Here is a 22,332-nt window from a genome sequence, read left to right on the forward strand (position 1 = left end):
TGGTCAGCCCCCCACTGCTGCCAGCGGACGACAGCCCATGCTCGACACCCTTTCCCGCGTCTTCGGTTTTTCCCAGCTGCGCCCTGGCCAGGAACGGGTGGTCGAGGCCGTGCTGGCCGGGCGCTCGGCGGCGGCAATCTTCCCCACCGGCTCGGGCAAGTCGCTGTGCTACCAGTTGCCGGCCCTGCACCTGCCGCACCTGACCCTGGTGGTCTCGCCACTGCTGGCGCTGATGCAGGACCAGTTGGCCTTCCTGCATGCCCGTGGCATCAGCGCAGCCAGCATCGACTCGGCGCAGAGCCGCGAGCAGACCGCCGAAACCATGGCCAAGGCCAAGTCCGGCGAGCTGAAGATCCTGATGATCTCGGTCGAGCGCCTGAAGAACGAGCGCTTTCGCCACTTCATCGGCCAGGTGCCAATCTCTCTGCTGGTGGTCGACGAGGCGCACTGCATCTCCGAATGGGGCCACAACTTCCGCCCCGACTACCTCAAGCTGCCCGACTATCAGCGCCAGTTCGCCATCCCCCAGGTGCTGCTGCTCACCGCCACCGCCACCCCGCCGGTGATCGCCGACATGCAGAAGAAGTTTGCGATTGCCGCAGACGATGTAGTCACCACCGGCTTCTACCGGGCCAACCTCAACCTGCTGGTGGAGCCGGTGGCCGGGCGCGACAAACAGCGCCGCCTGGGCGAATGGCTGGGCGCCAAGGCCGGCCAACCGAGCATCGTCTACGTCACCCAGCAGAAGACCGCCGAGCAGGTGGCCGAGCAGCTCAGCCAGCGCGGCTTCCCCGCCAGCGCCTACCACGCCGGCATGCCGCACGAGACGCGCGAAGCGATCCAGCGCCAATTCATGGACGGGCGCATCAACTGCATCGTCGCCACCATCGCCTTCGGCATGGGCATCGACAAGGCCGACATCCGCAACGTGGTGCACTTCGACCTGCCGAAATCCACCGAGAACTACAGCCAGGAAATCGGCCGCGCAGGCCGCGATGGGCAACCGTCCGACTGCCTGGTGCTGGCCAACCGCGACAGCCTCAATGTGCTGGAGAACTTCGTTTACGGCGACACGCCGGAGCTGGCCGGTATCCGCTGCGTGCTCGATGAGTTGCTTGGCAACAGCCAGAACGGCGAATGGGAGCTGATGCTCAACCAGCTCTCCGAGCAGAGCAATATCCGCCAGTTGCCGCTGAAGACCCTGCTGGTGCAGCTGGAACTGCGCGGCATCATCGCCCCGCGTTACGCCTACTTCGCCGAGTACCGCTTCAAGTACCTGGTGGAACCCGAGGTGCTGCTGGGCAAGTTCGAAGGCGAGCGGCGGCAGTTCGTCGAGGCGATCATTGCCACCTCGGCACGCGCGCGCACCTGGTGCACGGTGGATTTCGACAGTCTGTACAGCCAGCACCAGGCCGAGCGCGGCCGGGTGATCAAGGCTCTGGACTTCTTCCAGGAAAAAGGCTGGATCGAGCTGGAAAGCAAGCAGATGACCGAGGTCTACGCGCTGCTCGACCCGCGCTTCGACCCGCAACAGCTGAGCGAGGAACTGCACGCCTACTTCCGCCAGCAGGAAGCCAGCGAGATCGCCCGCATCCAGGCCATGCTCGAGCTGTTCGCCAGCGACCACTGCCTGAGCCAGCGCCTGGCCGCCTACTTCGGCGACGCCCAGGCGCCGCAACGCTGTGGCCACTGCTCGGTGTGCCACGGCCAGGTCGCCCACCTGCCCGCTCCACCCGCACTACGCCCGCTGGCCGGGCAGGACTTCCAGGCCCTGTGCAACGCTTTCAGCCAGCGCCACCAGGAAGCCAAGGGCCAACTGCCCAGCGCCGAGTGCCTGACGCGCTTCCTCTGCGGCATCAGCGTGCCGCTGCTGACCAAACTCAAGGCCCGGCAGATTCCCGGCTTTGCGGCGCTGGAAGACTATCCCTATGCCGAGGTGCGCAGCTGGGCCGAGCAGCAGGCCTAAGCCGGCTTCTTCCCAGCCAGCACCAGCGTCGGCGGTCGGTAATCGGAATTGGCGTTCCAGCGCGCCCAAACCGAGGGATCGATCGTTACGCCAACGCCACGCTGCCCCTTTGACCCTTCATCGAACCCACGGTAATGCCGACCATCGCCGGGGTGTAGCAGCCGGCGAAAAGCGCCATAACCGCCCCCGAGAAACGCGCTGAAGGAGTCCCGCGGTTTGCTCTGCCAGGCATTGGCCGTCAACTGGTAGGACCTCAACTTCAGCCCGGCCTGGCTGGCCTTTTCCAGCATCCAGGCCAGGGATAGCGTGGACAGTGGATCGTCGCTATAGCCACCGCCGACATTGGCATGGGCGCCGATGAACCAGCGCTGTTCCACCTCGATCTGCTCCGGCTTCTGCAGGCCGTCGTCGCTGGTCCACAGCACCGCGTCATAGGCCGCGCGGTGCTCGTCGAGGGCCACGGCGTGGTAGGCGCGCTCGACGATCTTCGACAGCTGGGTGTCGTGCCAGGAGTACAGGCCGCGCTCAGAAATCAGGGTGCCCGGTATGCCGAGGGCGCCGACCGTGTCCCACACGCCGATTAGATGGATTTTCACCTCCCGGCTGTAGCGGGCGCGGAAGTTACAGCAGAGGCTGTCATCGGGGCCGACCTGTTTGTTGCGGTAGATCTTTTCGGCCGCGTCGAGCAGGGCGGGGGTGGAGGTGTGTAGCAGCCCGCACTTGCGGATCATCCCCACCAGGCTGCGCGCGGTGTAGGCACCGCGACTGAAGCCGAACACGAAGATTTCGCTGGCGGCGGTGTAATGGCGCACCAGCCAGTCATAGCCCTCCTGCAGGTTATCGCTCAGCCCTGCACCAAAGACGCCGCCGGTAAAGCGAGTGAAGCGGCCGGTACCCACGCCGGGGTCGTAGAAGAAGCGCTGGGGAATCGTGCCGTCGTAATCTTCGATGAGCCGTGACAGCTGGTAGACGTTGGTGCGGTCCTGCGGGTCGTTCCAGGTGCCGTCGAACAGCAGTATCAGGCGTTCTTTATGGTCTGCCATGTCCTTCCTCCTTGGCGCCTTGGGCACCTGTTGGCAACGGTGTGCACAACCTGCGGAAAGACAGCTATCGATCCCTCAGTATCTGCTTCCGATCGCGCAAACTAGAGATCGGATGCAGGGTCTCAGCAAGACAAGCACAAGCTGGCCGGTCTGTCGCAACCCTTTATCCGACTGCGCGGCGCGGCAACCCCCAGTGCGTCTTGGCCAGCCATTCGGCGAAGGCCACCGGCGCCAGCGGTTTGCTCAGCAGGTAGCCCTGGGCGATGTCGCAGCCGAGCTGGTCGAGGCGCTGCAGCACGGCGTCGGTTTCCACCCCTTCGGCCACCACCTTGAGGCCCATGTTGTGGCCTAGTTCGACGGTGGAACGGACGATGATGTCGTCGTCCGGGTTGCTCAGCAGGTCCAGGACGAACGACTTGTCGATCTTCAGCTCGTGCACCGGCAGGCGCTTGAGCTGGGCCATGCTCGAGTAGCCGGTGCCGTAGTCGTCGATCGACAGGCGCACGCCCAGCTCGCACAGCTGCTGCAGCTGACCCAGCGCCTGCTCGGGGTCGGCCATCACCGCGCTTTCGGTGATTTCCACCACCAGACTGCCCGGCGGGACGGCATGCTCGGCCAGTTGTGCGGCGATAAAGCCGGCGAAACCGGGGTCGGCCAGGTCGAGGGCGGAGACGTTGACCGCGGTTTTCAGCGCCAGCCCCTGCTCCTGCCAGGCACGGCTCTGCGCCAGGGCCGTGCGCACCACCCAGCGGGTCAGCGCGCAGACGTTGCCGGTCTGCTCGGCCAGGGGGATGAACTCGTCCGGCGGGACGAAGCCGTGCACCGGATGAATCCAGCGCACCAGGCATTCCACGCCCATCAGGCAGCGCTGGCGGATATCCAGCTTGGGCTGGAAATACAGGCTCAGCTGGCCCTGCTCCACGGCGCCTTTCAGCTCGCTCATCAGGGCCAGGCGCACCAGGCTGTGGCGATCCAGCTCCGGGCGGTAAAGGGCGTAGGGCGAGCGCTGCGCCTTGCCCAGGTACATGGCCACCTCGGCGTGCTGCAACAGGCTGCCGGCGCTCTCACCGTGGTCCGGGTGCAGGGCGATGCCAAGGGTGGCATTCAGGGTCATGCTGATGCCGCGCACGGCAAAGGGCTGCTGCAGGGCGCTGCGGTAATGTTCGGCGGCGGGGATCACGCTGCCGGGATGGCAGTGCGGAATCAGCAGGGCGAATTCGTCGCCGCCCAGGCGCGCCAGTTGCTCACCGTCGCGCAGCAGCTCCTGCAGGCGCCGGGCAAGCAGGCACAGCAGCTGGTCGCCGGCCTCATGGCCGAGGGTGTCGTTGAGGTCCTTGAAGTTGTCCAGGTCCATCAGCAGCACGGCCACGCCCTCGCCTGCCGGGCAGCCGGCCAGGGCCAGTTGCAGCTCGGCGACGAAACGGTTGCGGTTGGCCAGCTGGGTCAGCGGATCGCGGTAGGCGAGGAAACTGATGGTCTTCTCGCGCTCGGCGATGCCCTGCTGCATGGCGACGAACTCACGGGCCAGCAGGCCGACCTCGCCACTGGCACGGGTGGCCACGCTGGCCTGGTAATCCCCCCCGGCGATGCGCCGCACGCTCTCCACCATCTGCGCCAACGGGCGGCTGACGGTATTGGCGATCCACAGCGCGCCGAGGCCAGCGAACAGCAGGGCAATGGCGAAGATGGCCGCCAGTTGCCACTGCAGCGGCTGGTAGTGGGCCAGCTCGGCGGACAGCGAACGCATCAGCAGCACCTGCAGCGCGCCCCCGGTTTCGGTCAGGGGGGCGCGCAGGGCCACCTGTTCGAGGTGCTGCAGTTCGAAGCGGAACACCCCCGAGGTATCCGGCAACTGCAGGGTCGCCAATTCGGCGCGCGACAGCCCGTCGAGGTTGCTGGCCAGCACCCGGTAGGCGCCGGGCGCGCCGTCCAGCAGGGCCACGTCGGCGCCGCTGAGTTCGGCTAGATGGGCGGCGGCCGCGTCGTCCAGCTCGAAGGCCATCAGCAGCCAGCCCATCAGGTTGGGTCGCGGGGCGAAGATCGGCGTCAGGTTGACGTGCAGCACGCGGCCATCCAGCACCACCAGGCGCTCGGCGCTATCGGGCTCGTCCAGGACCAGCAGGTCGTTCCAGGGCAAGTGCGCACCGGGCGCCAGTTCGGCGCTGGTGCCGGCCAGCACCTGGCCCTCGGGCGCCAGCACCAGGGCAAAGCTGGCCTGGCTGCGCGAGGCGAAGGATTCCAGCGCGGCGGACAGCGACTGCGCCTCCTGCTGCGGACTGGCGACCAGATCGGCGATTTCGCCGAGCAGGGTGAAGTCCTTGGCGATCAGCTCGGCCAGCGCGCTCTGTGCCTGACGGCGGCTCTGCAGTTCATTGGCCAGCACGCCATGCGCCGAGCCCAGCTGCGCCTGCACCTGCTGCAAGGTGTGGCTGTAGGTGGAGCGATAGACCAGCGCCAGCAGCAGCACCATCACCGCCAGCAGCAGGAGCAGGAAGAAGCCGAGGATCTTGCCGCGCAGGCTCATGGTACGTAACCACCCTTGCCCTGCGGCCGCTTGCTCGGCTCCTTGGGCCGCGGGTCCGGCTTGAGCTCACTGTTCAAGCGCCAGAGCAACGGGCCGTCAGCCGCCAGTGTGCGCACCTGCTGCTCGGCCGGGTCGGCGATGCGCGGATGCCAGATATGCACGCGCTGCCCTGCAGCCGGCTGGTAGTCGATGCGCGCACGGCCCTGGGCATCGGTCTGGGCGAACCAGGGGCTGTCCAGCACCAGGATGAAACCGAGCATCCAGTCGTGGATATTGCAGCCGAGGGTGACCAGGCCGGGCTTGTCGAACAGCACTTCCTGGGGCAGGTCCTGCTGCTTCTGCAGACGCAGTTCGAAGCGCTTGGCCGGGGAGAAGGAATAGACGTGGTGGTTGATCGGGTCGGCGTTGGGGAAGCTCACCCGGGTACCCGCCTGCACGGCCAGGACATAGGGCACGAACTGGCGTTTTTCCTGGTTGACCTTGAGGCCGGCTGCCGGCGCCTGGCCCGCCCCCGGCTCGATCCACAGCACGGCGTCGGCCAGCGGCCCGTCGTGCTTGTCGCGCAACTGGATATCGAGGCTCGCCGCCGCCAGCCAACCACTCCACAACAGTCCAGCCAGCAGCCCAACACCCAGCTTGCCCATACCCACCTCCAACGGTCGATGGGCTGAGTATAGGAAGGCAGCGCCAGGGTGTAGCCATTCGCCAGCAGCGGGCGCCCCTGCTCCCGACCATCTGAATCCGACCCAGACAAGGCGCTACAACCGGCGGGAGCAACCGCCGAGAACTAGAACACTAAGGAGCCCAAGACGTGCGATTCACAAGCCGCAACTGAGCATGACTCGTGGCACTCGCCCTTCGGCGCGCGGCAAACGCATCAGAACTTCCTACGCTCTGCCGGGGGCGCTGCCCCCCCTACAGGAGATCAGACAGCGACTCTCAGAACTCCAAAGACTGGCGCCGCGCATGCCGGGCCGTCGACAAGGCCAGCACCACCGTCAGCACCCCGCACACGCAGATGATCAGCGCCATGGGCCGCGCCGTACCATCGTGCAACACACCGACCATGCCCGCCGCTGCCGCCGCGACAATGAACTGCAACGAGCCCATCAGTGCCGACGCACTCCCCGCCTGGTTACCTTGCCCGGCCATGGCGCAGGCCGAGGCATTGGGCAGGATGCACGACAGGCTGGCAATACAGATGAACAGCGGGATCATCAGCGGCCACAGCGCCTTGGGTTGGGCCGCCGCCACCGCCAGCATGACCGCCGCTGCCAGCAGATAAACCCATACCGTGCGCTGCAGCCAGTGCCGCGGACCATGGTGGCGCAGCAGCCAGCCGTTGAACTGGGCCGAAAGAATGAAGCCGGCCGCATTCAAACCGAACAGCCAGCCATAGTTCTGCGCCGAGACGCCGTACAGGTCGATGAAGACAAAGGGCGAACCGGCGATATAGGCAAACATCCCGGCCATGGCCACGCCCCCGGTCAGGCCGTTGCCAATCAGTTGCCGGTCACCCAGCAATTCCACGTAGCGCCGCAGCGCGCCCGACAGTGGCGGACGCGGGCCATCGACACGCAGGGTCTCCGGCAGCCACAGCAGGATGCCGACCAGGCTCAGCGCGCCGAACAGCATCAGGCCAAGGAAGATCGACTGCCAGCCGAACAGCTCCAGCAGCACGCCGCCCCCCATGGGCGCGAGGATCGGCGCCACGCCCATCACCAGCATCAGCTTGGAAAAGGTCTTCGCCGACTCCAGTGGATCGCACAGGTCACGCACCACCGCGCGAGAAATCGCCATGCCGGCGCAGCCGCCCAGGGCCTGCACGAAACGCGCGGCTATCAGCCAATCCAGGCTGGGCGCCAGGGCACAGCCCAGCGAAGCCAGGGTGAACAGCAAGACCCCGACCAGCAGGGGCCGGCGCCGGCCATAACGATCGGCCAGTGGCCCATAGATCAGTTGGCCAAAGGCGATACCAACGAAGTAGGACGCCAGCGACAGCTGCACATGCTTCACATCGGTGGCGAACTCCCTGGCCAGCGTCGGAAAACTCGGCAGGTAGAAGTCGATAGCCATCGGCCCGAAGGCACTCAGGGCACCGAGGATCAGCAGGATGCGTAGGTTCATGGTTTATCCACTGCGGGGCGCACCCCGGAAAAACGCCGGGCGCCAGCATGGCGCCCGATAATCGAAACAGCGGCTGTTGCGCAGGCCATACGCCCAACCTGCCCGACAGGTAGCCCGGATGTAATCCGGGGGAAATGGGTGCATGCCCGGCTCCCGGATTGCATCCGGGCTACCGGGCCGCTTGTCTCCCCTCTCCCACGTGTGGGAGAGGGGCTGGGTGAGAGGGCATTGGCCCACTCACCCTCTCCCCACCCTCTCCCGTGAACGGGAGAGGGTGCAGAGCGCACCGAGCCTGCCTTACACACCGCTAAAAGATCGTTAACAGCAAGTAGCCCGGATGTAATCCGGGGAAATGGGGGCATGCCCGGCTCCCGGATTGCATCCGGGCTACAGGCCGCTTGTCTCCCCTCTCCCACGTGTGGGAGAGGGGCCGGGGGAGAGGGAGTTGGCCCACTCACCCTCTCCCCAGCCCTCGGCTTTGGCTTCCTGCGTCGCTCTACCTCCTGCATCCATGCAGTCGTCTCTCGTAAACGGGAGAGGAAGCAGAGCGCCCTACACCTGCCTGTCACACCGCCATAGCGATGCCAAAGATCGTGAACAGACTCTTAGTGCGAGTCGACCACCTTGGTCTTCTTCTTGCCCATCTTCTCTGCCAGCGACTCCACCAGCAGGTAGAACATCGGGATAACGAAGGTCGCCAGCAGCGTCGCCGCCAGCATGCCGCCGATCACACCGGTGCCGATCGAGTGGCGACTGGCCGAGCCGGCGCCGGTGCTGATGGCCAGCGGCACGCAACCAAGGATGAAGGCCAGTGAGGTCATCACGATCGGGCGGAAGCGCAACCGCGCCGCCTCATAGGCCGACTCGAAGATGCCCTTGCCCTCGGCGCGCAGCATCACGGCGAACTCGACGATCAGAATGGCGTTCTTCGCCGCCAGGCCGATCAGGGTGATCAGGCCGACCTGGAAGTACACGTCGTTCTGGATGCCGCGCAGCCACACCGCGAGGATCGCGCCAAACACCGCGAACGGCACCGCGGTGACCACCGCCAGCGGCAGGGTCCAGCGCTCGTACTGGGCCGCAAGGATGAGGAACACCATGATCAAACCGAAGATGAAGGCGATGCTGCCCGATCCCTGGGTGGCCAGCTCCTGGTAGGCCGAGCCGACCCAGCCGAGGCTGTAGTCGCTGCCGAGCACCTCGTCGGCCACTTCCTGCATGGCCGCCAGCGCCTGCCCGGAGCTGTAGCCCGGCGCCGGCCCACCGAGCACCTTGGCCGAGGGGTAGACGTTGAAGCGCGCGTAGGTATCGGGGCCGAGGATGCGGCGTACCTTGATCAGGCTGGTCAGCGGCACCAGGTCATTGGTGGTACTGGAGCGCACGTAGACCTGCGACAGGTCCTCCGGCTTGCGGCGGAACTCCGACTCCGACTGCAGGCTGACCTGCCAGGTACGGCCGAACAGGGTGAAGTCGTTGACGTAGTAGCTGCCGAAGGTCGACTGCATAGCGGTGAACACATCGCTGATGCTCACCCCCAGGGCGCGCGCCTTGGTGCGGTCGAGGTCGATGTAATACTGCGGCACGCTGGCGTTGAAGGTGCTCTGCACCCCGCCCAGTTCGGGACGCTTGGCCGCCGCGGCGAGGAAGGCCTGAACTTTGGTCGCCAGGGCTTCGACGCTGCCGCCGGAACGGTCCTGGATATAGCCCTCGAAGCCACCGGTGGTACTCATGCCGGTGATCGGTGGCGGGTTGAAGGACATCACCACGCCGTCCTTCTCGGTCATGCCCATGCCCATGAACTCGCGGGTCAGGTTACGCGCATCCAGTTCCGGCGTGGTGCGCTCGGACCAGTCCTTGAGCGGCACGAAGGACACCCCGGCGTTGGTGCGGTTGCCGAAGGTCAGCACGTCGAAGCCGGCGAAGGTCACCACGTCCTCGACTGCCGGGTGCTTCATCATCTGCTGGGTGAAATCGCTGGTCAGCGCATCAGTCCGGTTGACCGAGGCGGCCGGCGGCAGGAAGTAGGCGTTGATCACATAACCCTGGTCTTCGTCCGGCACCAGCGAGCCCGGCACCCGACTGAACAGGCCGATGGTCAGCGCGATCATCCCGCCGAACAGCAGCAGCCCCACCACCGAACGTTTGAGGAAGAACGCCACGCCGGCGCTGTAGCCGTCGGTGAGCTTGTCGAAGAAACGGTTGAACCAGCGGAACGGCGCCGCCGGTTCACTGTGCCCCGGTTTGAGCAACAGGGCGCAAAGGGCCGGCGACAGGGTCAGGGCGACGATGCCGGAGATGACCACCGATACGGCAATGGTGATCGCAAACTGTTTATACATCTCCCCCGCCAGGCCGCCGAGGAAGCCCACCGGCACGAACACCGCGCAGAGCACCAGGACGATGGCGATGATCGGCCCGGTGACCTCTTCCATGGCCTTGATCGAGGCTTCGCGCGGGCCGAGCTTCTCGGTCTTCATCACCCGCTCGACGTTCTCGATCACCACGATGGCGTCGTCCACCACGATGCCGATGGCCAGCACCAGGCCGAACAGGGTCAGCAGGTTGATCGAGAAACCCAGCGCGTACATGCCGGCGAAGGTGCCGATCAGCGACACCGGAATGGCCAGCACCGGGATCAGCGTGGCACGCCAGTTCTGCAGGAAGATGAACACCACCAGCACCACCAGCAGCAGCGCCTCGAAGAAGGTCTTGACCACTTCCTCGATGGAGATCTGCACGAACTTGGTGGTGTCGTAGGGGATCTTGTAGGTGATGCCTTCCGGGAAGCGCGCGGACAGGCGCTGCATCGTCGCCTGCACCGCTTCGGCGGTATCCAGGGCATTGGCGCCCGGCTGCAGGTAGACCCCGAAGGCCGCGTTCTGTTGGCCGTTGAGCGAGGTGATCAGCGAGTAGTCCTGGGCACCCAGCTCGATCCGCGCGACATCGCCAAGGGTCAGGCTGGCACCGGTTTCATCGGAGCGCAGGATCACGCTCTCGAACTCTTTGGGGTCCTTGAAGCGGCCCTGGGTGGTCACCGTGTAGGTGAAGTCCTGGGCGGTCTGCAGCGGTTGCTGGCCGAAGCTGCCGGCGGCGAACTGCGAGTTCTGCTCGCGGATGGCGTTGACCACGTCGGTCGGCGTCAGGTTGTACTGCGCCAGCTTGTCCGGGCGCAGCCAGATGCGCATGGAGTAGTCCTTGGAACCGAACTGGCTGACCGCGCCAACGCCGGGCAGGCGCTTGAGCTCGTCGATCACGTTGATCAGCGCGTAGTTGGAAATCAGCACCGGATCGCGGGAGTTGTCCGGCGAATACAGGGTGATCACCTGGAGAATGTCGGATGACTTCTTCTCCACCTTGACGCCCTGGCGACGCACTTCTTCCGGCAACTTGGCCAGCGCGGCCTGCACCCGGTTGTTGACGTCGATGGTGGCCTGGTCCGGATCGCGGCCCACCTGGAAGTACACCGACAAACTCATGCTGCCGCTGCTGGCCGAGTTGGACAGCTGGTAGATCATGCCCTCGACGCCGTTGATCTGCTGCTCCAGCGGCGCGGCCACGGTTTCGGCGATGACCTGGGCGCTGGCGCCCGGATAGCTGGCGGTCACCGAGACCTGCGGCGGCAGGATCTGTGGGTATTGGGCAATCGGCAGGGCGCGCATGGCGGCCAGGCCACCGAGCAGGATGACGATGGAGATGACCGCGGCGAATACCGGGCGGTCGATGAAGAATTTCGAGATCACAGGCCGGACTCCTTACTGCTGGGCTTTGGAGGCAGCGGCAGCGACCACCTTCACCGGCTCGTTGGGCCTGACCTTGGGCAGCCCCTCGACAATCACCTGGTCACCGGCGGCGATGCCGCTCTCCACCACCCAACGTCCGGCGGCGGTGTGGGCGGTGGTTACCGGGCGTATACGCGCCACATTTTGCGCGTCCACCACGTAGACGAAGGTGCCGTTGGGCCCCTGGGAAATGGCGCGCTCGGGCACGGTGACCGCATTCGGTTTGCTGATGCCTTTGACCTGCACCCGCACGAACTGGCCCGGGAGCAACGCCTGGTCCGGGTTGGGCACCACGGCGCGGGCGCTGACGGTGCCGGTGGCGCGGTCGATCAGGCTGTCGGTGAAGTCGACCTGGCCCTGCAGCGGATAGAGGGTGCCGTCGCCGAAGATGATCTGCACACTCAGCTTCTGCTCACCATCGCGCACCAGACTGCCGTCCTGCAAACCCTGGCGCACGCTGGCCACCTCGCGGTCGGGCGCGGCGAAGTTGACGTACATCGGGTCGAGCTGGGTGATCTGGGTCAGCAGGCTGGCATTCGGATCGCCGGCGACCATCAGGCTGCCTTCGGAAACGGTTTCCTTGCTGGTGATACCGGAGATCGGCGCTTCCACCGTGGTGTAGTCGAAGTCGATCTGCTTGGCCTGCACCTCGGCCTTGGCCGCTTCGATATTGGCCTTGCTCTGTTCGAAGTTGGAGATGGCGTTGTCCAGCTCGCTCTCGCTGGCGAAGCCCTTTTTCTGCAGCTCGCGGATGCGTTTGAGGTCCCGCTCGGTCTGCCGGTAGCGCGCCTGTTCCTGGGCCAACGCGCCCTTGGCACGGGCCAGCGCCGCCTGGTAGGAACGCGCATCGATGCGGAACAGCATCTGGCCCTGCTTCACCGCACTGCCTTCGGTGTACAGGCGCTCCTGGAGGATGCCGCTGACCTGGGCGCGCACCTGCACCTCGCGGAAACCGGCGGTACGCGCCGGGTATTCGAACTGCAGAGGCAGCGACTCGACCTTGGCTTCTTCCACCACCACATCCGGCGGCGGCATCGTGCCGGCGGCTTGATCCGCATGGGCAGAGGAATGGATCAGCAGGCCAAGGGCAGTTGCCTTGAGCGCGAATGGAAGGTGGCGAAAAAGCATGAAGTCGTCTCCGTGACGGCGCGGTCGCAGGTAAAGCCTGGAAAAGCTGCCATGCTAGTTACATACATTCACGTTTGTAAACACAACATCGACAGCAAAATCATTACACTCTGTTCCCCAAACAAGAGCCTAGACCGATTCAATCGTCACGCCATGCGCAGAACCAAAGAACAAGCCGAACAGACCCGCACCGCCATCCTGGCGGCCGCTGAACTGTTGTTTCTGGAAAAAGGCGTGGCCCACAGCACCCTGGAGCAGATAGCCACGGCGGCGGGGGTGACCCGCGGCGCGGTGTACTGGCACTTCGAAAACAAGGCACATCTGTTCCACGAGATGCTCAGCCAGGTTCGCTTGCCCCCCGAGCAACTGACTGAACGCCTGTCCGGCTGCGATGGCGTCGACCCGCTGCTGTCGCTGCGCGACCTGTGTATTGGCGCCATCGAGAATCTGGCCCGCGACGAGCAGAAGCGGCGCATCTTCACCATCCTCCTGCATCGCTGCGAATTTACTGCCGAACTGCGCGAGGCGGAGGAGCGTCACAACGCCTTCATCAACCAGTTCATCCGCCTGGTCGAAGAGCTGCTGGCGCGCCCCGCGTGCAAGCCACGCCTGCAACCGGGGGTGAGCCCAGGACTGGCAGCACGGGCGCTGCACGCCCTGCTCATCGGCCTGTTTACCGACTGGACGCGGGACCAGAGCCTGTTCGACCCGCTGCAGGACACCGCCGGCCTGATCGACGCCCTGCTGCGCGGTCTGGTCCGCGAGTGGAACCCGCCAGCAGCATCCAACGGGACCGATGCCCTGCAGCCAGCGTTGTAGCCCGGATGCAATCCGGGAGCGGAGCTGCCTGTTTCCCGGATTGCATCCGGGCTACGACAAACGGTGCTGGGGTAGATAAAGCACTCAGACCGTAGGAGCGAGCTCTGCTCGCAATGCTTTATGCGAGGCCCCGTTCGCGAGCAGAGCTCGCTCCTACAGTTGGCCCTGCGCAGAAAAAAGCGCCGCGGTTCCTGTGCGAAATCGCGGCGTTTTCTTGAGTGAACAGAACTACCGCACAGCCGGCCTTGCCCTCAGGCCAGCTCGGCGCCATAGCCTTCGTCACGCACCGCCTGCAGCAACTGCTGCGGACTCAGCCGACTGGCCACCCGGACTTCACCGGCCGCCAGATCGATCTGCACCTCGGCTGCGTCATCCAGGGCGCGCACAGCCTGAGTGATGGCGCGCACGCAGTGGCCACAGGACATGCCAGAAACTTTCAGGATGTGCATGGGATTACTCTCTTCGGTTGGCTGTGCAACCAGCATCCAGCTTGCCACCATGGCAAGGTCAAGCCTCGCGGCAGCACGCCGATACAGAACAGGTAACGAGGAGAAACCGATGCGCCCACTATTCACCCTGCTTGTCGCCCTGCTCTGCTGCAACCCGCTGAGCGCCGCTGAGCTGAGCAGCGAGCCGCCCTACTACGGGGTGCTGATCATCGCCCGCGACCGCCTCGAAGCGGCCACCACCTGCGATATCGGCATCTACCTGCAGGATCGCCTGGCCGCGCGTATCTATCAGGGCCAGTCGGCCTCCTTCAACCTGCCCCCGGGCGAAGTCGCCATCCGCCTGGGCTACATGGGCGGCCTGGGCTGCGAGCCGAGCTTCGAGCAGGTTCGCAGCACCCGCGTGCAGGTTCAGGCCGGCGCCGTGCAGCAATACCGCATCGCCCTGGATGTTGGCGGCCTGACGCTGCTGCAAGTGCAGCCCTAGGGCCATGCCCGGTAGCGATCCGGGCACTTGACCTTGCCATTAGGTTAAGGTTGATCCTTGGGGCACTCGCCTCAAGGAGACGCCCATGAACAGCAGCGCCCCGCTCACCCGTTTCGACCTGCCCCTGAGCGGCATGACCTGCGCCAGCTGTGCCGGCCGCATCGAGCGCGCGCTGGGAAAGGTGGCGGGCACGCAGACCATCAGCGTCAACCTGGCCACTGAGCGCGCCCAGCTCGACGCGCCGGCGGGCAGCCTGCCGAGCCTGATCGCCGCCGTGCAACAGGCCGGCTATGGCGTGCCCCTGCAATCGGTAGAGCTGCAGCTCGGCGGCATGACCTGCGCCAGCTGCGCCGGGCGTATCGAGCGCGCGCTGGGCAAAGTGCCCGGAGTCAAAGCCGTCAGCGTCAACCTGGCCAGCGAGCGCGCCCGTGTCGAATGGCTGACGGGTTCGTCCAGCAGCGCGCTGATCGCCGCCGTCGCAGCCGCCGGTTATTCGGCGCGCCTGCTCGACAGTGCGCCGCCGCGCGACCCGCAGCTCGCCCTGCGCCGTGAACGCCTGGCCGTTCTGCTGGCCATCGTACTGTCCGCCCCTCTCGTGGTGCCGATGCTGGCCGAGTGGTTCGGCCTGCACTGGATGCTGCCGGCCTGGGTGCAGTTCGCCCTGGCCACCCCGGTGCAGTTCATCCTCGGCGCGCGCTTCTATGTCGCCGCCTGGAAGGCCGTGCGCGCCGGCAGCGGCAACATGGACCTGCTGGTCGCCCTCGGCACCAGCGCCGGCTACGGCCTGAGCCTGTACCTGTGGGCCACGGCCGGGGCCCACGCGATGCCGCATCTGTACTTCGAAGCCTCGGCGGTGGTCATCGCCCTGGTGCTGCTCGGCAAGTACCTGGAAAGCCGTGCCAAACGCCAGACCAGCGCGGCCATCCGCGCGCTCGAAGCCCTGCGCCCGGAACGCGCCACCCGCCTGCGCGACGGCGTGGAGGAAGACGTCGCGCTGAGTTCGTTGCGCCTGGATGACCTGGTGGTGGTGCGCCCCGGCGAGCGCTTCCCTGTGGACGGCCTGGTCAGCGACGGCCAGAGCCAGGCCGACGAGGCGCTGATCAGTGGTGAAAGCCTGCCGGTGGCCAAGCAGGTGGGCGACCGCATTACCGGTGGCGCGATCAATGGCGACGGCCGGCTGATCGTGCGCACCACCGCCCTCGGCAGCGAAACCGTACTGGCGCAGATCATCCGCCTGGTGGAGGACGCTCAAGCCGGCAAGGCACCGATCCAGAAACTGGTGGACCGGGTCAGCGCGCTGTTCGTGCCGGCCGTGCTGCTGATTGCTGCACTGACCCTGGCCGGCTGGCTGCTGGCCGGCGCCGGGGTGGAGCAGGCGCTGATCAATGCCGTGGCGGTGCTGGTGATCGCCTGCCCCTGCGCCCTCGGCCTGGCCACACCTGCGGCGATCATGGCCGGCACCGGCGTGGCGGCGCGCCACGGCATCCTGATCAAGGACGCCGAAGCCCTGGAGCTGGCGCACAAGGTCAGCGTGGTGGCCTTCGACAAGACCGGCACCCTCACCTCGGGCCAGCCGAGCATCGTCCACCTGGCGCCCAGCAGCATCGATGAAGCCGAACTGCTGCGCCTGGCCGGCGGCCTGCAACAAGGCAGCGAACACCCGCTGGCGCACGCCGTGCTGCAAGCAGCGCGCGAACAAGGCATTGCCCTGCCCGCCCTGAGCGACAGCCAGGCCCTGAGCGGGCGCGGCATCCAGGGCCAGATCGAGGGCCGCCAGTTGCTGCTCGGCAACCAGCGCCTGCTCGACGAACTGGGCCTGCACAGCCCGCTGCAGGCCACCGCCGCCGACTGGGAAGGCGAAGGCCGCACCCTGTCCTGGCTGCTGGAACGTGCGCCGCAACCGCGCGTGCTGGGCCTGCTGGCCTTCGGCGACAGCCTCAAGCCCGGCGCCGCCGAGGCCATCGCCGCCCTGCGCGAGCAAGGCATCCACAGTCACCTGATCAGCGGCGACAACGCCGGCAGCGCCAATGCCGTCGGTCGCGCCCTGGGCATCGAACAGGTGCATGCCCAGGTGCTGCCCGCGGACAAGGCCGCACATATCGCCGCCCTGAAACGCGAGGGTGCGGTGGTGGCCATGGTCGGCGACGGCATCAACGACGCCCCGGCCCTGGCCGCCGCCGATGTCGGCATCGCCATGGGCGGCGGCACCGACGTGGCCATGCACGCGGCCGGCATCACCCTGATGCGCGGCGACCCGCGCCTGGTGCCGGCGGCGCTGGACATCAGCCGGCGCACCTGGCGCAAGATCCAGCAGAACCTGTTCTGGGCCTTCGTCTACAACCTGGTGGGTATTCCGCTGGCAGCCGCAGGCCTGCTTAACCCGATGGTCGCCGGCGCGGCCATGGCCCTGTCCAGCGTCAGCGTGGTGAGCAACGCCCTGCTGCTGAATACCTGGAAACCGTAGCCCGGATGCAATCCGGGGGAACTCCTGTCCCGGATTGCATCCGGGCTACGAACTCGATGAGGCATGCGTGATGAACATCGGCCAAGCAGCAAAACACAGCGGTCTTACCGCCAAGATGATCCGCTACTACGAGTCCATCGGCCTGCTGCGCCCGGCCGGGCGCAGTGACAGCGGCTACCGCCTGTACGGCGCACAGGACCTGCATGTGCTGGCATTCATCAAGCGCTCGCGCGACCTCGGTTTCTCCCTGGAGGAAGTCGGCAAGCTGCTGACCCTGTGGCAGGACCGCCAGCGCGCCAGCGCCGACGTGAAGGCCCTGGCGCTACGCCATATCGATGAACTGAACCGCAAGATTGTGGAGCTGAGCGCCCTACGCGACACCCTTGGCGAGCTGGTCGAGCATTGCCAGGGCGACCACCGACCGGACTGCCCGATCCTGCGGGATCTGGAGGCGGGCTGCTGCAGTGGGCACAACGGCTAAACGCCAATGATCATCCAAAGCATATGCAAATATATCTCTAGCGATATAAATTCTTATTTACGATAAGTTTACATCCCCTTACACTCGCGCCGCCGCATCCGCACCCCAATCAACCGATTGCCCTCATGGACGAGCAAGAGGAGCGGCGCACCCGCGCATACCGCGGGGCAGAACGAAACATCTGCCAGAACTCGTCTAGGGGACACACCACATGCATCGCCATCATCTGTCGCCGCTGGCCGCCGCCATCGCGGTCGGCCTGTGCTTCGCCCACACCGCCTACGCCGACGACACCCAGACCGCCGCGGAGCCGACTGATGGCACCGTGCAGCTGCAGGCCACTCAGGTCGACGCGCAAGGCCTCAAGGGCCAGGCCACCACCGAAGGCACCCAGTCCTACACCACCGGCGCCATGACCACCGGCACCAAGCTGCCGCTGTCGATCCGCGAGACCCCGCAGTCGGTGAGCGTGATTACCCGTCAGCGCATCGAAGACCAGGGCATGGAAGACCTCAATGACGTGGTCAAGTACACCCCCGGCCTGACCGTCAACCAGTACGGTCCGGCCCGCCAGAGCTACAAGGCGCGCGGCTTCGAAGTCGACAACATCATGTACGACGGCCTGCCAACCAGCATCTCCACCTACACCCAGGACGTGATCTCCGCTGCCGACCTGGCCATGTACGACCGCGTCGAGATCGTCCGCGGCGCCACCGGCCTGATGCAGGGTGCCGGCAACCCGGCCGCCGCCATCAACCTGGTGCGCAAGCGTCCGACCGCCACGCCGCAGGCCAGCATCAGCGGCAGCGCCGGTTCCTGGGACACCTACCGCACCGAAGTCGACGTTTCCGGCCCGCTGAACAGCGAAGGCACCATTCGCGGTCGCGCCGTGACCGCCTACCAAACCAACGGTAGCTTCCAGGACTACGTCAGCGGCGAGCGCGGCCTGCTCTATGCCATCACCGAAATGGACGTGACCGACGCCACCACCCTGACGGTCGGCGCCTCGTACCAGAACGACAACAAGAACGACAACTGGGTCGGCCTGCCGAGCAAGCCAGGCGGCGAGGATCTCGGTTTCGACCGCGACACCTACTACGGTGCCGACTGGTCCTACTGGGATACCAAGACCACCCAGCTGTTCAGCGACATCGAGCACCGCTTCGACAACGATTGGAAGCTGAAGCTGGCGATGAACAAGATGTGGGGGCGCATCCACATGCTGGGCATGTACAACAGCTGCTACTACACCGCCTGCGACACCATCGACCAGGGTGGCGGCCAGTACGTCTACACCGACGACCACAGCAGCTACGACGCGGTCGCCTCCGGCCCGTTCCAACTGCTCGGCCGCGAGCATGAGCTGGTCGTCGGCACCAGCTACCGCGAAGAAGCCTTCGACGGCCATGGCGGCTGGGGCGATGTCCTCTACTCGGACGGTAGCGGCGCGGCCGTTGGCTTCGACCCGGATGACTGGGACCCGAGCAACACCGACAAGCCGAGCTACAACATGCGCCTGTGGGGTCTGAAGACCGACGAAACCCAGACAGGCACTTACGTCACCAGCCGCTTCAACGTCGCCGATCCGCTGAAGGTAATCGTCGGTGCCCGTCTCGATTGGCACGAGTTCGCCACCGAGACCTCCAGCTACAAGGTCACCCGCAACCTGACCCGCTACGCCGGGGTGATCTACGACCTGAACGAGACCTACTCGGTCTACACCAGCTACACCGACATTTTCAAACCGCAGCAGGCCCTCGACGCCAGCGGCAGCGTGCTCAAGCCAATCGAAGGTGAGAACTACGAGATCGGCCTCAAGGGCGAGTACCTGGACGGCGCGGTGAATGCCACCGTAGCGCTGTTCCAGGTCGACCAGCTGAATCGCGCCGTCGAAGACACCAGCGGCCCGACCCCGTGCCCAAGCAACCCGACTTCGCCTTACTGCCAGCGTGCATCAGGCAAGGTGCGCAGCCAGGGTCTCGACTTCGAAGTCAGCGGTGCGCTGACCGAGAACTGGAACGCCAGCGCGTCGTACACCTATGTCGAAGCCAAGTACAAGCAGGATGCCAACGAGGACAACGAAGGCGAATACTTCGATCCGACCATCCCGCGTCATCTGTACAAGCTGGCCACCGTCTACAACCTGCCGGGCGAACTGCACCAGTGGCGCGTCGGTGGCGACGTGATCAGCCAGAGCTCAACCGAGAGCCCGGAAGGCTACGAGCAGGAGGACTACTCCCTGGTCGGCCTGATGGTGGGCTACAAGGTCAACGAGCACATCGACACCCGCGTCAACATCAACAACCTGTTCGACAAGCACTATTACAGTGGCATCGACTTCGGCAACTTGAACTACGGCGCGCCGCGCAACGCCATGCTCAGCGTGAAGTGGACGCTGTAACTAACCTGCCCACATAACAACTAGATGGATAGAGAAAAGGGAGCCCGGGCTCCCTTTTCTCATGCTTGACGCCAGGAAAACTCAACAGCAGACACCTACCCAAGCTGGGCTCGCAAAACGCCTCGCGCTGCCAATACTCCCCATCTACATCATGGCCGCCCCATCCGTCGGCAGAACAGCATTGGTGGGCCTCGACCCCGGTGTTATCCTGCCGCGAAGCTAAAAAATGACTGCAAGGGAGTTCGGCAATGCTGGTGTGGGAAGGCAACCGATTCAGTATCGGAGATCGCAAGTTCCAGATCATGGTCGAACTTACCGACCTATACACCCTAAAGAATCAGGATGGTTTCATTCTCGGCAAACCTCGCCGCTACCTCGACAAATACTGTGAGCATCTGGCCGGCAAGACATTCCAGAACATTTTTGAACTCGGCATATTCAGGGGAGGAAGCACCATTTTTCTCAATGAAATGTTCAAACCGGAAAAACTGGTAGCCATCGACTTCAATAGCCAACCTGTCGGGATTCTCAACAGATACGCTCAAGAGCCTGGAAACAGTGGTGCGGTACTGCCTTTCTATGGTGTCGACCAGAGTGATGTGAGCCGACTCTCCGATATCTACCATGAGACTTTCGGAAGTGCACCACTCGATCTGGTAGTGGATGACGCGTCGCATTTTCTTGATGAAACGCGCGCCTCTTTCAACTTCCTTTTTCCCAAACTACGCGCCGGCGGTACCTACATCATTGAAGACTGGGCTTGGGCGCATCAGGCTTGTGACTTCAAGGGACTGAATGAAGGTTTTGCAGAGAAGCCATCCATGGCCAACCTGATCATCGACATCGTCCTGGCATCAGTAGCGGCACCTGGGCTCTTCGATGAAGTGAGCATCAATGATGGCTTCGTGATGGTGACAAAAGGCGCAACCCCCATCGACGGAGAGTTCGACATCCGCGCCTATAACTTCCACCGAGGGCAGGTCATGGGTCAGCAGGACTACTTCGCATGAAACCTGCCGCCTAGCCAGCTTTCAGGCCTGCGATTGCAGGTAGTTCTGCAGGCCGACGCGGTCGATCAGGCCGAGCTGCTGTTCCAGCCAGTAGGCGTGGTCTTCCTCGGTGTCTTTCAGCTGCAGGCCGAGCATGTCGCGGCTGATGTAGTCCTTGTGTTTCTCGCACAGGGTCATGCCCTTGCTCAGGGCTTCGCGCACCTCGTATTCCAGCTTGAGGTCGGCACGCAGCATGTCCGGCACGGTGGCGCCCGGCTGGATCGCCTTGGGCGTCATGTCCGGGGTGGCTTCGAGAAACAGGATGCGTTGCAGCAGGGCATCGGCGTGTTCGGTCTCCTCCTCCATCTCGTGGTTGAGGCGTTCGTAGAGCTTGCTGAAGCCCCAGTCCTGATACATGCGCGAATGCAGGAAATACTGGTCGCGGGCGGCAAGCTCGCCGCGCAGCAGATCCTTGAGATATTCGACGACTTCAGCCTGGCCTTGCATGGGAATGTCCTTCACGAAACAGCGGATCAGGAGAGAAGCTTCGACCCTGTTCGAGCAATGGTCAAGCCTGTAAATGCCCCAGCTAACGGAGCGATTCGTATTTCGCCAAAGCCGCATGGCAGCTAGGCTGCAGGGCTTTTTGCGAAGCCCGGAAAAGACCGTGGCAGGACCGTAATGGCCAGGCCGCCGAACACCAGCAAACAGGCCAGCCAGCCCAGCACCGTGAGCGACTCACCGAGCAGCAACCAGCCGGCCAGCAGCCCCGATACCGGCACCGCCAGGGCAAAAGGTGCAACCAGGCTGGCCGGGTAACGGCGCAGCAGGAAACTCCAGATGGCGAAGCCGATGGTGGTGGCGAGGAAGGCGATATACAGCAACGCGCCGACACCGCTCCAGCTGGCCTGGGTCAACGCCGTAGTGATCGCCTGCGGCCCCTCGAACAGGTAGGACAGGCCCAGCAGCGGCAGCACCGGCACCAGGCTGACCCAGCAGATAAGGCGCAGCATGTCGCTGGCGCCGGAGCGTTTGGTGGCGATATTGGCGCAGGCCCAGGCCAGCGCGGCGGCGACCACCAAAGCGAAAGCCAGCAGGCTGTTACCCAGCGGCCGCTGCCAGCCGATCAACAGCAGGCCAGCCGCCGCCAACAGCAAGCCGAACAGCGCCCGCGCCGTGGGCCGCTCGCCCAGCAGCAGGGCGGCGATCAGCACGGTGAAGAACACCTGGCTCTGCAGCACCAGCGACGACAGCCCGGCCGGCATGCCCAGGTACATGCCGACGAACAACAGGCCGAACTTGAGCACCCCGAGCAACAGGCCGATCTGCACGATGCGCCACCACGGCGCCGGCAGCGGGCCACGCAGGAACAACAACGGCAACGCCGCCAGGGCGAAGCGCAGGGCGCAGAACAGCAGCGGCGGAAAGTCCTGCAGACCGACCTTGATCACCACGAAATTGACGCCCCAGATCAGGGTAACCAGCAGGGCCAGGAGGATATGCGGCACAGACATGGCGGAGCTCCGAACAAACTCCCCGCACACTAGCAGTTGCCGTAAGCCGTGCAGCGATACAGTTGCCGAGTAACAGCATGCTGGCGATCACGCAAAGCGCGGGGCGATTCATACTCCCCTCTCCCCTCTCCCCAGCCCTCTCCCGTAAACGGGAGAGGGAGCAA

At 65.0% G+C, this 22,332-nt stretch carries 16 protein-coding genes; 7 read left to right on the plus strand and 9 right to left on the minus strand.

Annotated features, from left to right (window positions below):
• The first annotated feature begins 37 nt into the window (after positions 1 to 37).
• Positions 38 to 1,966, plus strand: a complete 1,929-nt coding sequence (locus HNE05_RS15405) for a RecQ family ATP-dependent DNA helicase (protein WP_173211696.1) — start codon at positions 38 to 40, stop codon at positions 1,964 to 1,966.
• Here HNE05_RS15405 and HNE05_RS15410 read toward each other — a convergent pair.
• The 6 genes from HNE05_RS15410 to HNE05_RS15435 form a co-directional block, all read right to left on the minus strand.
• The gene (locus HNE05_RS15410) at positions 1,963 to 3,009 is read right to left on the minus strand and encodes a DUF2235 domain-containing protein (RefSeq protein ID WP_173208974.1); all 1,047 of its coding nucleotides are present in this window, start codon (positions 3,007 to 3,009) and stop codon (positions 1,963 to 1,965) included. The two genes, HNE05_RS15405 and HNE05_RS15410, sit on opposite strands and share 4 nt — an antisense overlap.
• Before the next feature lie 163 nt (positions 3,010 to 3,172).
• Positions 3,173 to 5,533, minus strand: coding sequence for a putative bifunctional diguanylate cyclase/phosphodiesterase (locus tag HNE05_RS15415; protein WP_173208975.1), 2,361 nt, complete (start codon positions 5,531 to 5,533; stop codon positions 3,173 to 3,175).
• Entirely contained in the window at positions 5,530 to 6,177 is a 648-nt protein-coding gene (locus HNE05_RS15420) for a methylamine utilization protein (RefSeq protein WP_173208976.1), read from the minus strand. The genes HNE05_RS15415 and HNE05_RS15420 overlap by 4 nt, the downstream gene beginning before the upstream one ends.
• Before the next feature lie 295 nt (positions 6,178 to 6,472).
• Positions 6,473 to 7,660, minus strand: coding sequence for a multidrug effflux MFS transporter (locus HNE05_RS15425; protein ID WP_173208978.1), 1,188 nt, complete (start codon positions 7,658 to 7,660; stop codon positions 6,473 to 6,475).
• Positions 7,661 to 8,265: 605 nt separating this feature from the next.
• Entirely contained in the window at positions 8,266 to 11,400 is a 3,135-nt protein-coding gene (locus HNE05_RS15430; protein ID WP_275678735.1) for an efflux RND transporter permease subunit, read from the minus strand.
• Positions 11,401 to 11,412: 12 nt separating this feature from the next.
• Positions 11,413 to 12,567, minus strand: coding sequence for an efflux RND transporter periplasmic adaptor subunit (locus tag HNE05_RS15435; RefSeq protein WP_173208980.1), 1,155 nt, complete (start codon positions 12,565 to 12,567; stop codon positions 11,413 to 11,415).
• Positions 12,568 to 12,720: 153 nt separating this feature from the next.
• Between HNE05_RS15435 and HNE05_RS15440 the strand changes: the two genes are divergently transcribed.
• Complete coding sequence (locus HNE05_RS15440; protein ID WP_173208982.1) at positions 12,721 to 13,386, plus strand: TetR family transcriptional regulator; 666 nt, start codon at positions 12,721 to 12,723, stop codon at positions 13,384 to 13,386.
• A gap of 251 nt (positions 13,387 to 13,637) precedes the next feature.
• Here the strand turns inward: HNE05_RS15440 and HNE05_RS15445 are convergent, their stop codons facing one another.
• Complete coding sequence (locus HNE05_RS15445) at positions 13,638 to 13,835, minus strand: heavy-metal-associated domain-containing protein (protein WP_173208984.1); 198 nt, start codon at positions 13,833 to 13,835, stop codon at positions 13,638 to 13,640.
• Between the two features lie 109 nt (positions 13,836 to 13,944).
• Here HNE05_RS15445 and HNE05_RS15450 point away from each other — a divergent pair, with 109 nt between their 5' ends.
• From HNE05_RS15450 to HNE05_RS15470, 5 genes are all read left to right on the plus strand, one after another.
• Positions 13,945 to 14,319, plus strand: a complete 375-nt coding sequence (locus HNE05_RS15450; RefSeq protein WP_173208986.1) for a hypothetical protein — start codon at positions 13,945 to 13,947, stop codon at positions 14,317 to 14,319.
• Positions 14,320 to 14,404: 85 nt separating this feature from the next.
• Positions 14,405 to 16,783, plus strand: a complete 2,379-nt coding sequence (locus HNE05_RS15455; protein WP_173208988.1) for a heavy metal translocating P-type ATPase — start codon at positions 14,405 to 14,407, stop codon at positions 16,781 to 16,783.
• Between the two features lie 70 nt (positions 16,784 to 16,853).
• Positions 16,854 to 17,264, plus strand: a complete 411-nt coding sequence (gene cueR, locus HNE05_RS15460; protein WP_173208990.1) for a Cu(I)-responsive transcriptional regulator — start codon at positions 16,854 to 16,856, stop codon at positions 17,262 to 17,264.
• 211 nt (positions 17,265 to 17,475) lie between these two features.
• A complete protein-coding gene (locus HNE05_RS15465; protein WP_173208992.1) occupies positions 17,476 to 19,665 on the plus strand; it encodes a TonB-dependent siderophore receptor in 2,190 nt (729 codons plus the stop codon).
• A 248-nt stretch (positions 19,666 to 19,913) separates the two neighbouring features.
• Positions 19,914 to 20,675, plus strand: coding sequence for a class I SAM-dependent methyltransferase (locus HNE05_RS15470; protein WP_173208994.1), 762 nt, complete (start codon positions 19,914 to 19,916; stop codon positions 20,673 to 20,675).
• A gap of 21 nt (positions 20,676 to 20,696) precedes the next feature.
• Here the strand turns inward: HNE05_RS15470 and bfr are convergent, their stop codons facing one another.
• Positions 20,697 to 21,161, minus strand: a complete 465-nt coding sequence (gene bfr / locus HNE05_RS15475) for a bacterioferritin (protein ID WP_173208996.1) — start codon at positions 21,159 to 21,161, stop codon at positions 20,697 to 20,699.
• 122 nt (positions 21,162 to 21,283) lie between these two features.
• A complete protein-coding gene (locus HNE05_RS15480; protein ID WP_173208998.1) occupies positions 21,284 to 22,168 on the minus strand; it encodes an EamA family transporter in 885 nt (294 codons plus the stop codon).
• Between the last annotated feature and the right edge of the window lie 164 nt (positions 22,169 to 22,332).

This window comes from Pseudomonas campi (genome assembly GCF_013200955.2).
Classification (GTDB): Bacteria; Pseudomonadota; Gammaproteobacteria; order Pseudomonadales; family Pseudomonadaceae; genus Aquipseudomonas; species Aquipseudomonas campi.

Bases quoted from the DNA above. Each gene is read 5' to 3' on its own strand.
- HNE05_RS15405 (WP_173211696.1), top strand. From the start codon at position 38: ATGCTCGACACCCTTTCCCGCGTCTTCGGTTTTTCCCAGCTGCGCCCT.
- HNE05_RS15410 (WP_173208974.1), bottom strand. From the start codon at position 3,009: ATGGCAGACCATAAAGAACGCCTGATACTGCTGTTCGACGGCACCTGG.
- HNE05_RS15415 (WP_173208975.1), bottom strand. From the start codon at position 5,533: ATGAGCCTGCGCGGCAAGATCCTCGGCTTCTTCCTGCTCCTGCTGCTG.
- HNE05_RS15420 (WP_173208976.1), bottom strand. From the start codon at position 6,177: ATGGGCAAGCTGGGTGTTGGGCTGCTGGCTGGACTGTTGTGGAGTGGT.
- HNE05_RS15425 (WP_173208978.1), bottom strand. From the start codon at position 7,660: ATGAACCTACGCATCCTGCTGATCCTCGGTGCCCTGAGTGCCTTCGGG.
- HNE05_RS15435 (WP_173208980.1), bottom strand. From the start codon at position 12,567: ATGCTTTTTCGCCACCTTCCATTCGCGCTCAAGGCAACTGCCCTTGGC.
- HNE05_RS15440 (WP_173208982.1), top strand. From the start codon at position 12,721: ATGCGCAGAACCAAAGAACAAGCCGAACAGACCCGCACCGCCATCCTG.
- HNE05_RS15445 (WP_173208984.1), bottom strand. From the start codon at position 13,835: ATGCACATCCTGAAAGTTTCTGGCATGTCCTGTGGCCACTGCGTGCGC.
- HNE05_RS15450 (WP_173208986.1), top strand. From the start codon at position 13,945: ATGCGCCCACTATTCACCCTGCTTGTCGCCCTGCTCTGCTGCAACCCG.
- HNE05_RS15455 (WP_173208988.1), top strand. From the start codon at position 14,405: ATGAACAGCAGCGCCCCGCTCACCCGTTTCGACCTGCCCCTGAGCGGC.
- cueR (WP_173208990.1), top strand. From the start codon at position 16,854: ATGAACATCGGCCAAGCAGCAAAACACAGCGGTCTTACCGCCAAGATG.
- HNE05_RS15465 (WP_173208992.1), top strand. From the start codon at position 17,476: ATGCATCGCCATCATCTGTCGCCGCTGGCCGCCGCCATCGCGGTCGGC.
- HNE05_RS15470 (WP_173208994.1), top strand. From the start codon at position 19,914: ATGCTGGTGTGGGAAGGCAACCGATTCAGTATCGGAGATCGCAAGTTC.
- bfr (WP_173208996.1), bottom strand. From the start codon at position 21,161: ATGCAAGGCCAGGCTGAAGTCGTCGAATATCTCAAGGATCTGCTGCGC.
- HNE05_RS15480 (WP_173208998.1), bottom strand. From the start codon at position 22,168: ATGTCTGTGCCGCATATCCTCCTGGCCCTGCTGGTTACCCTGATCTGG.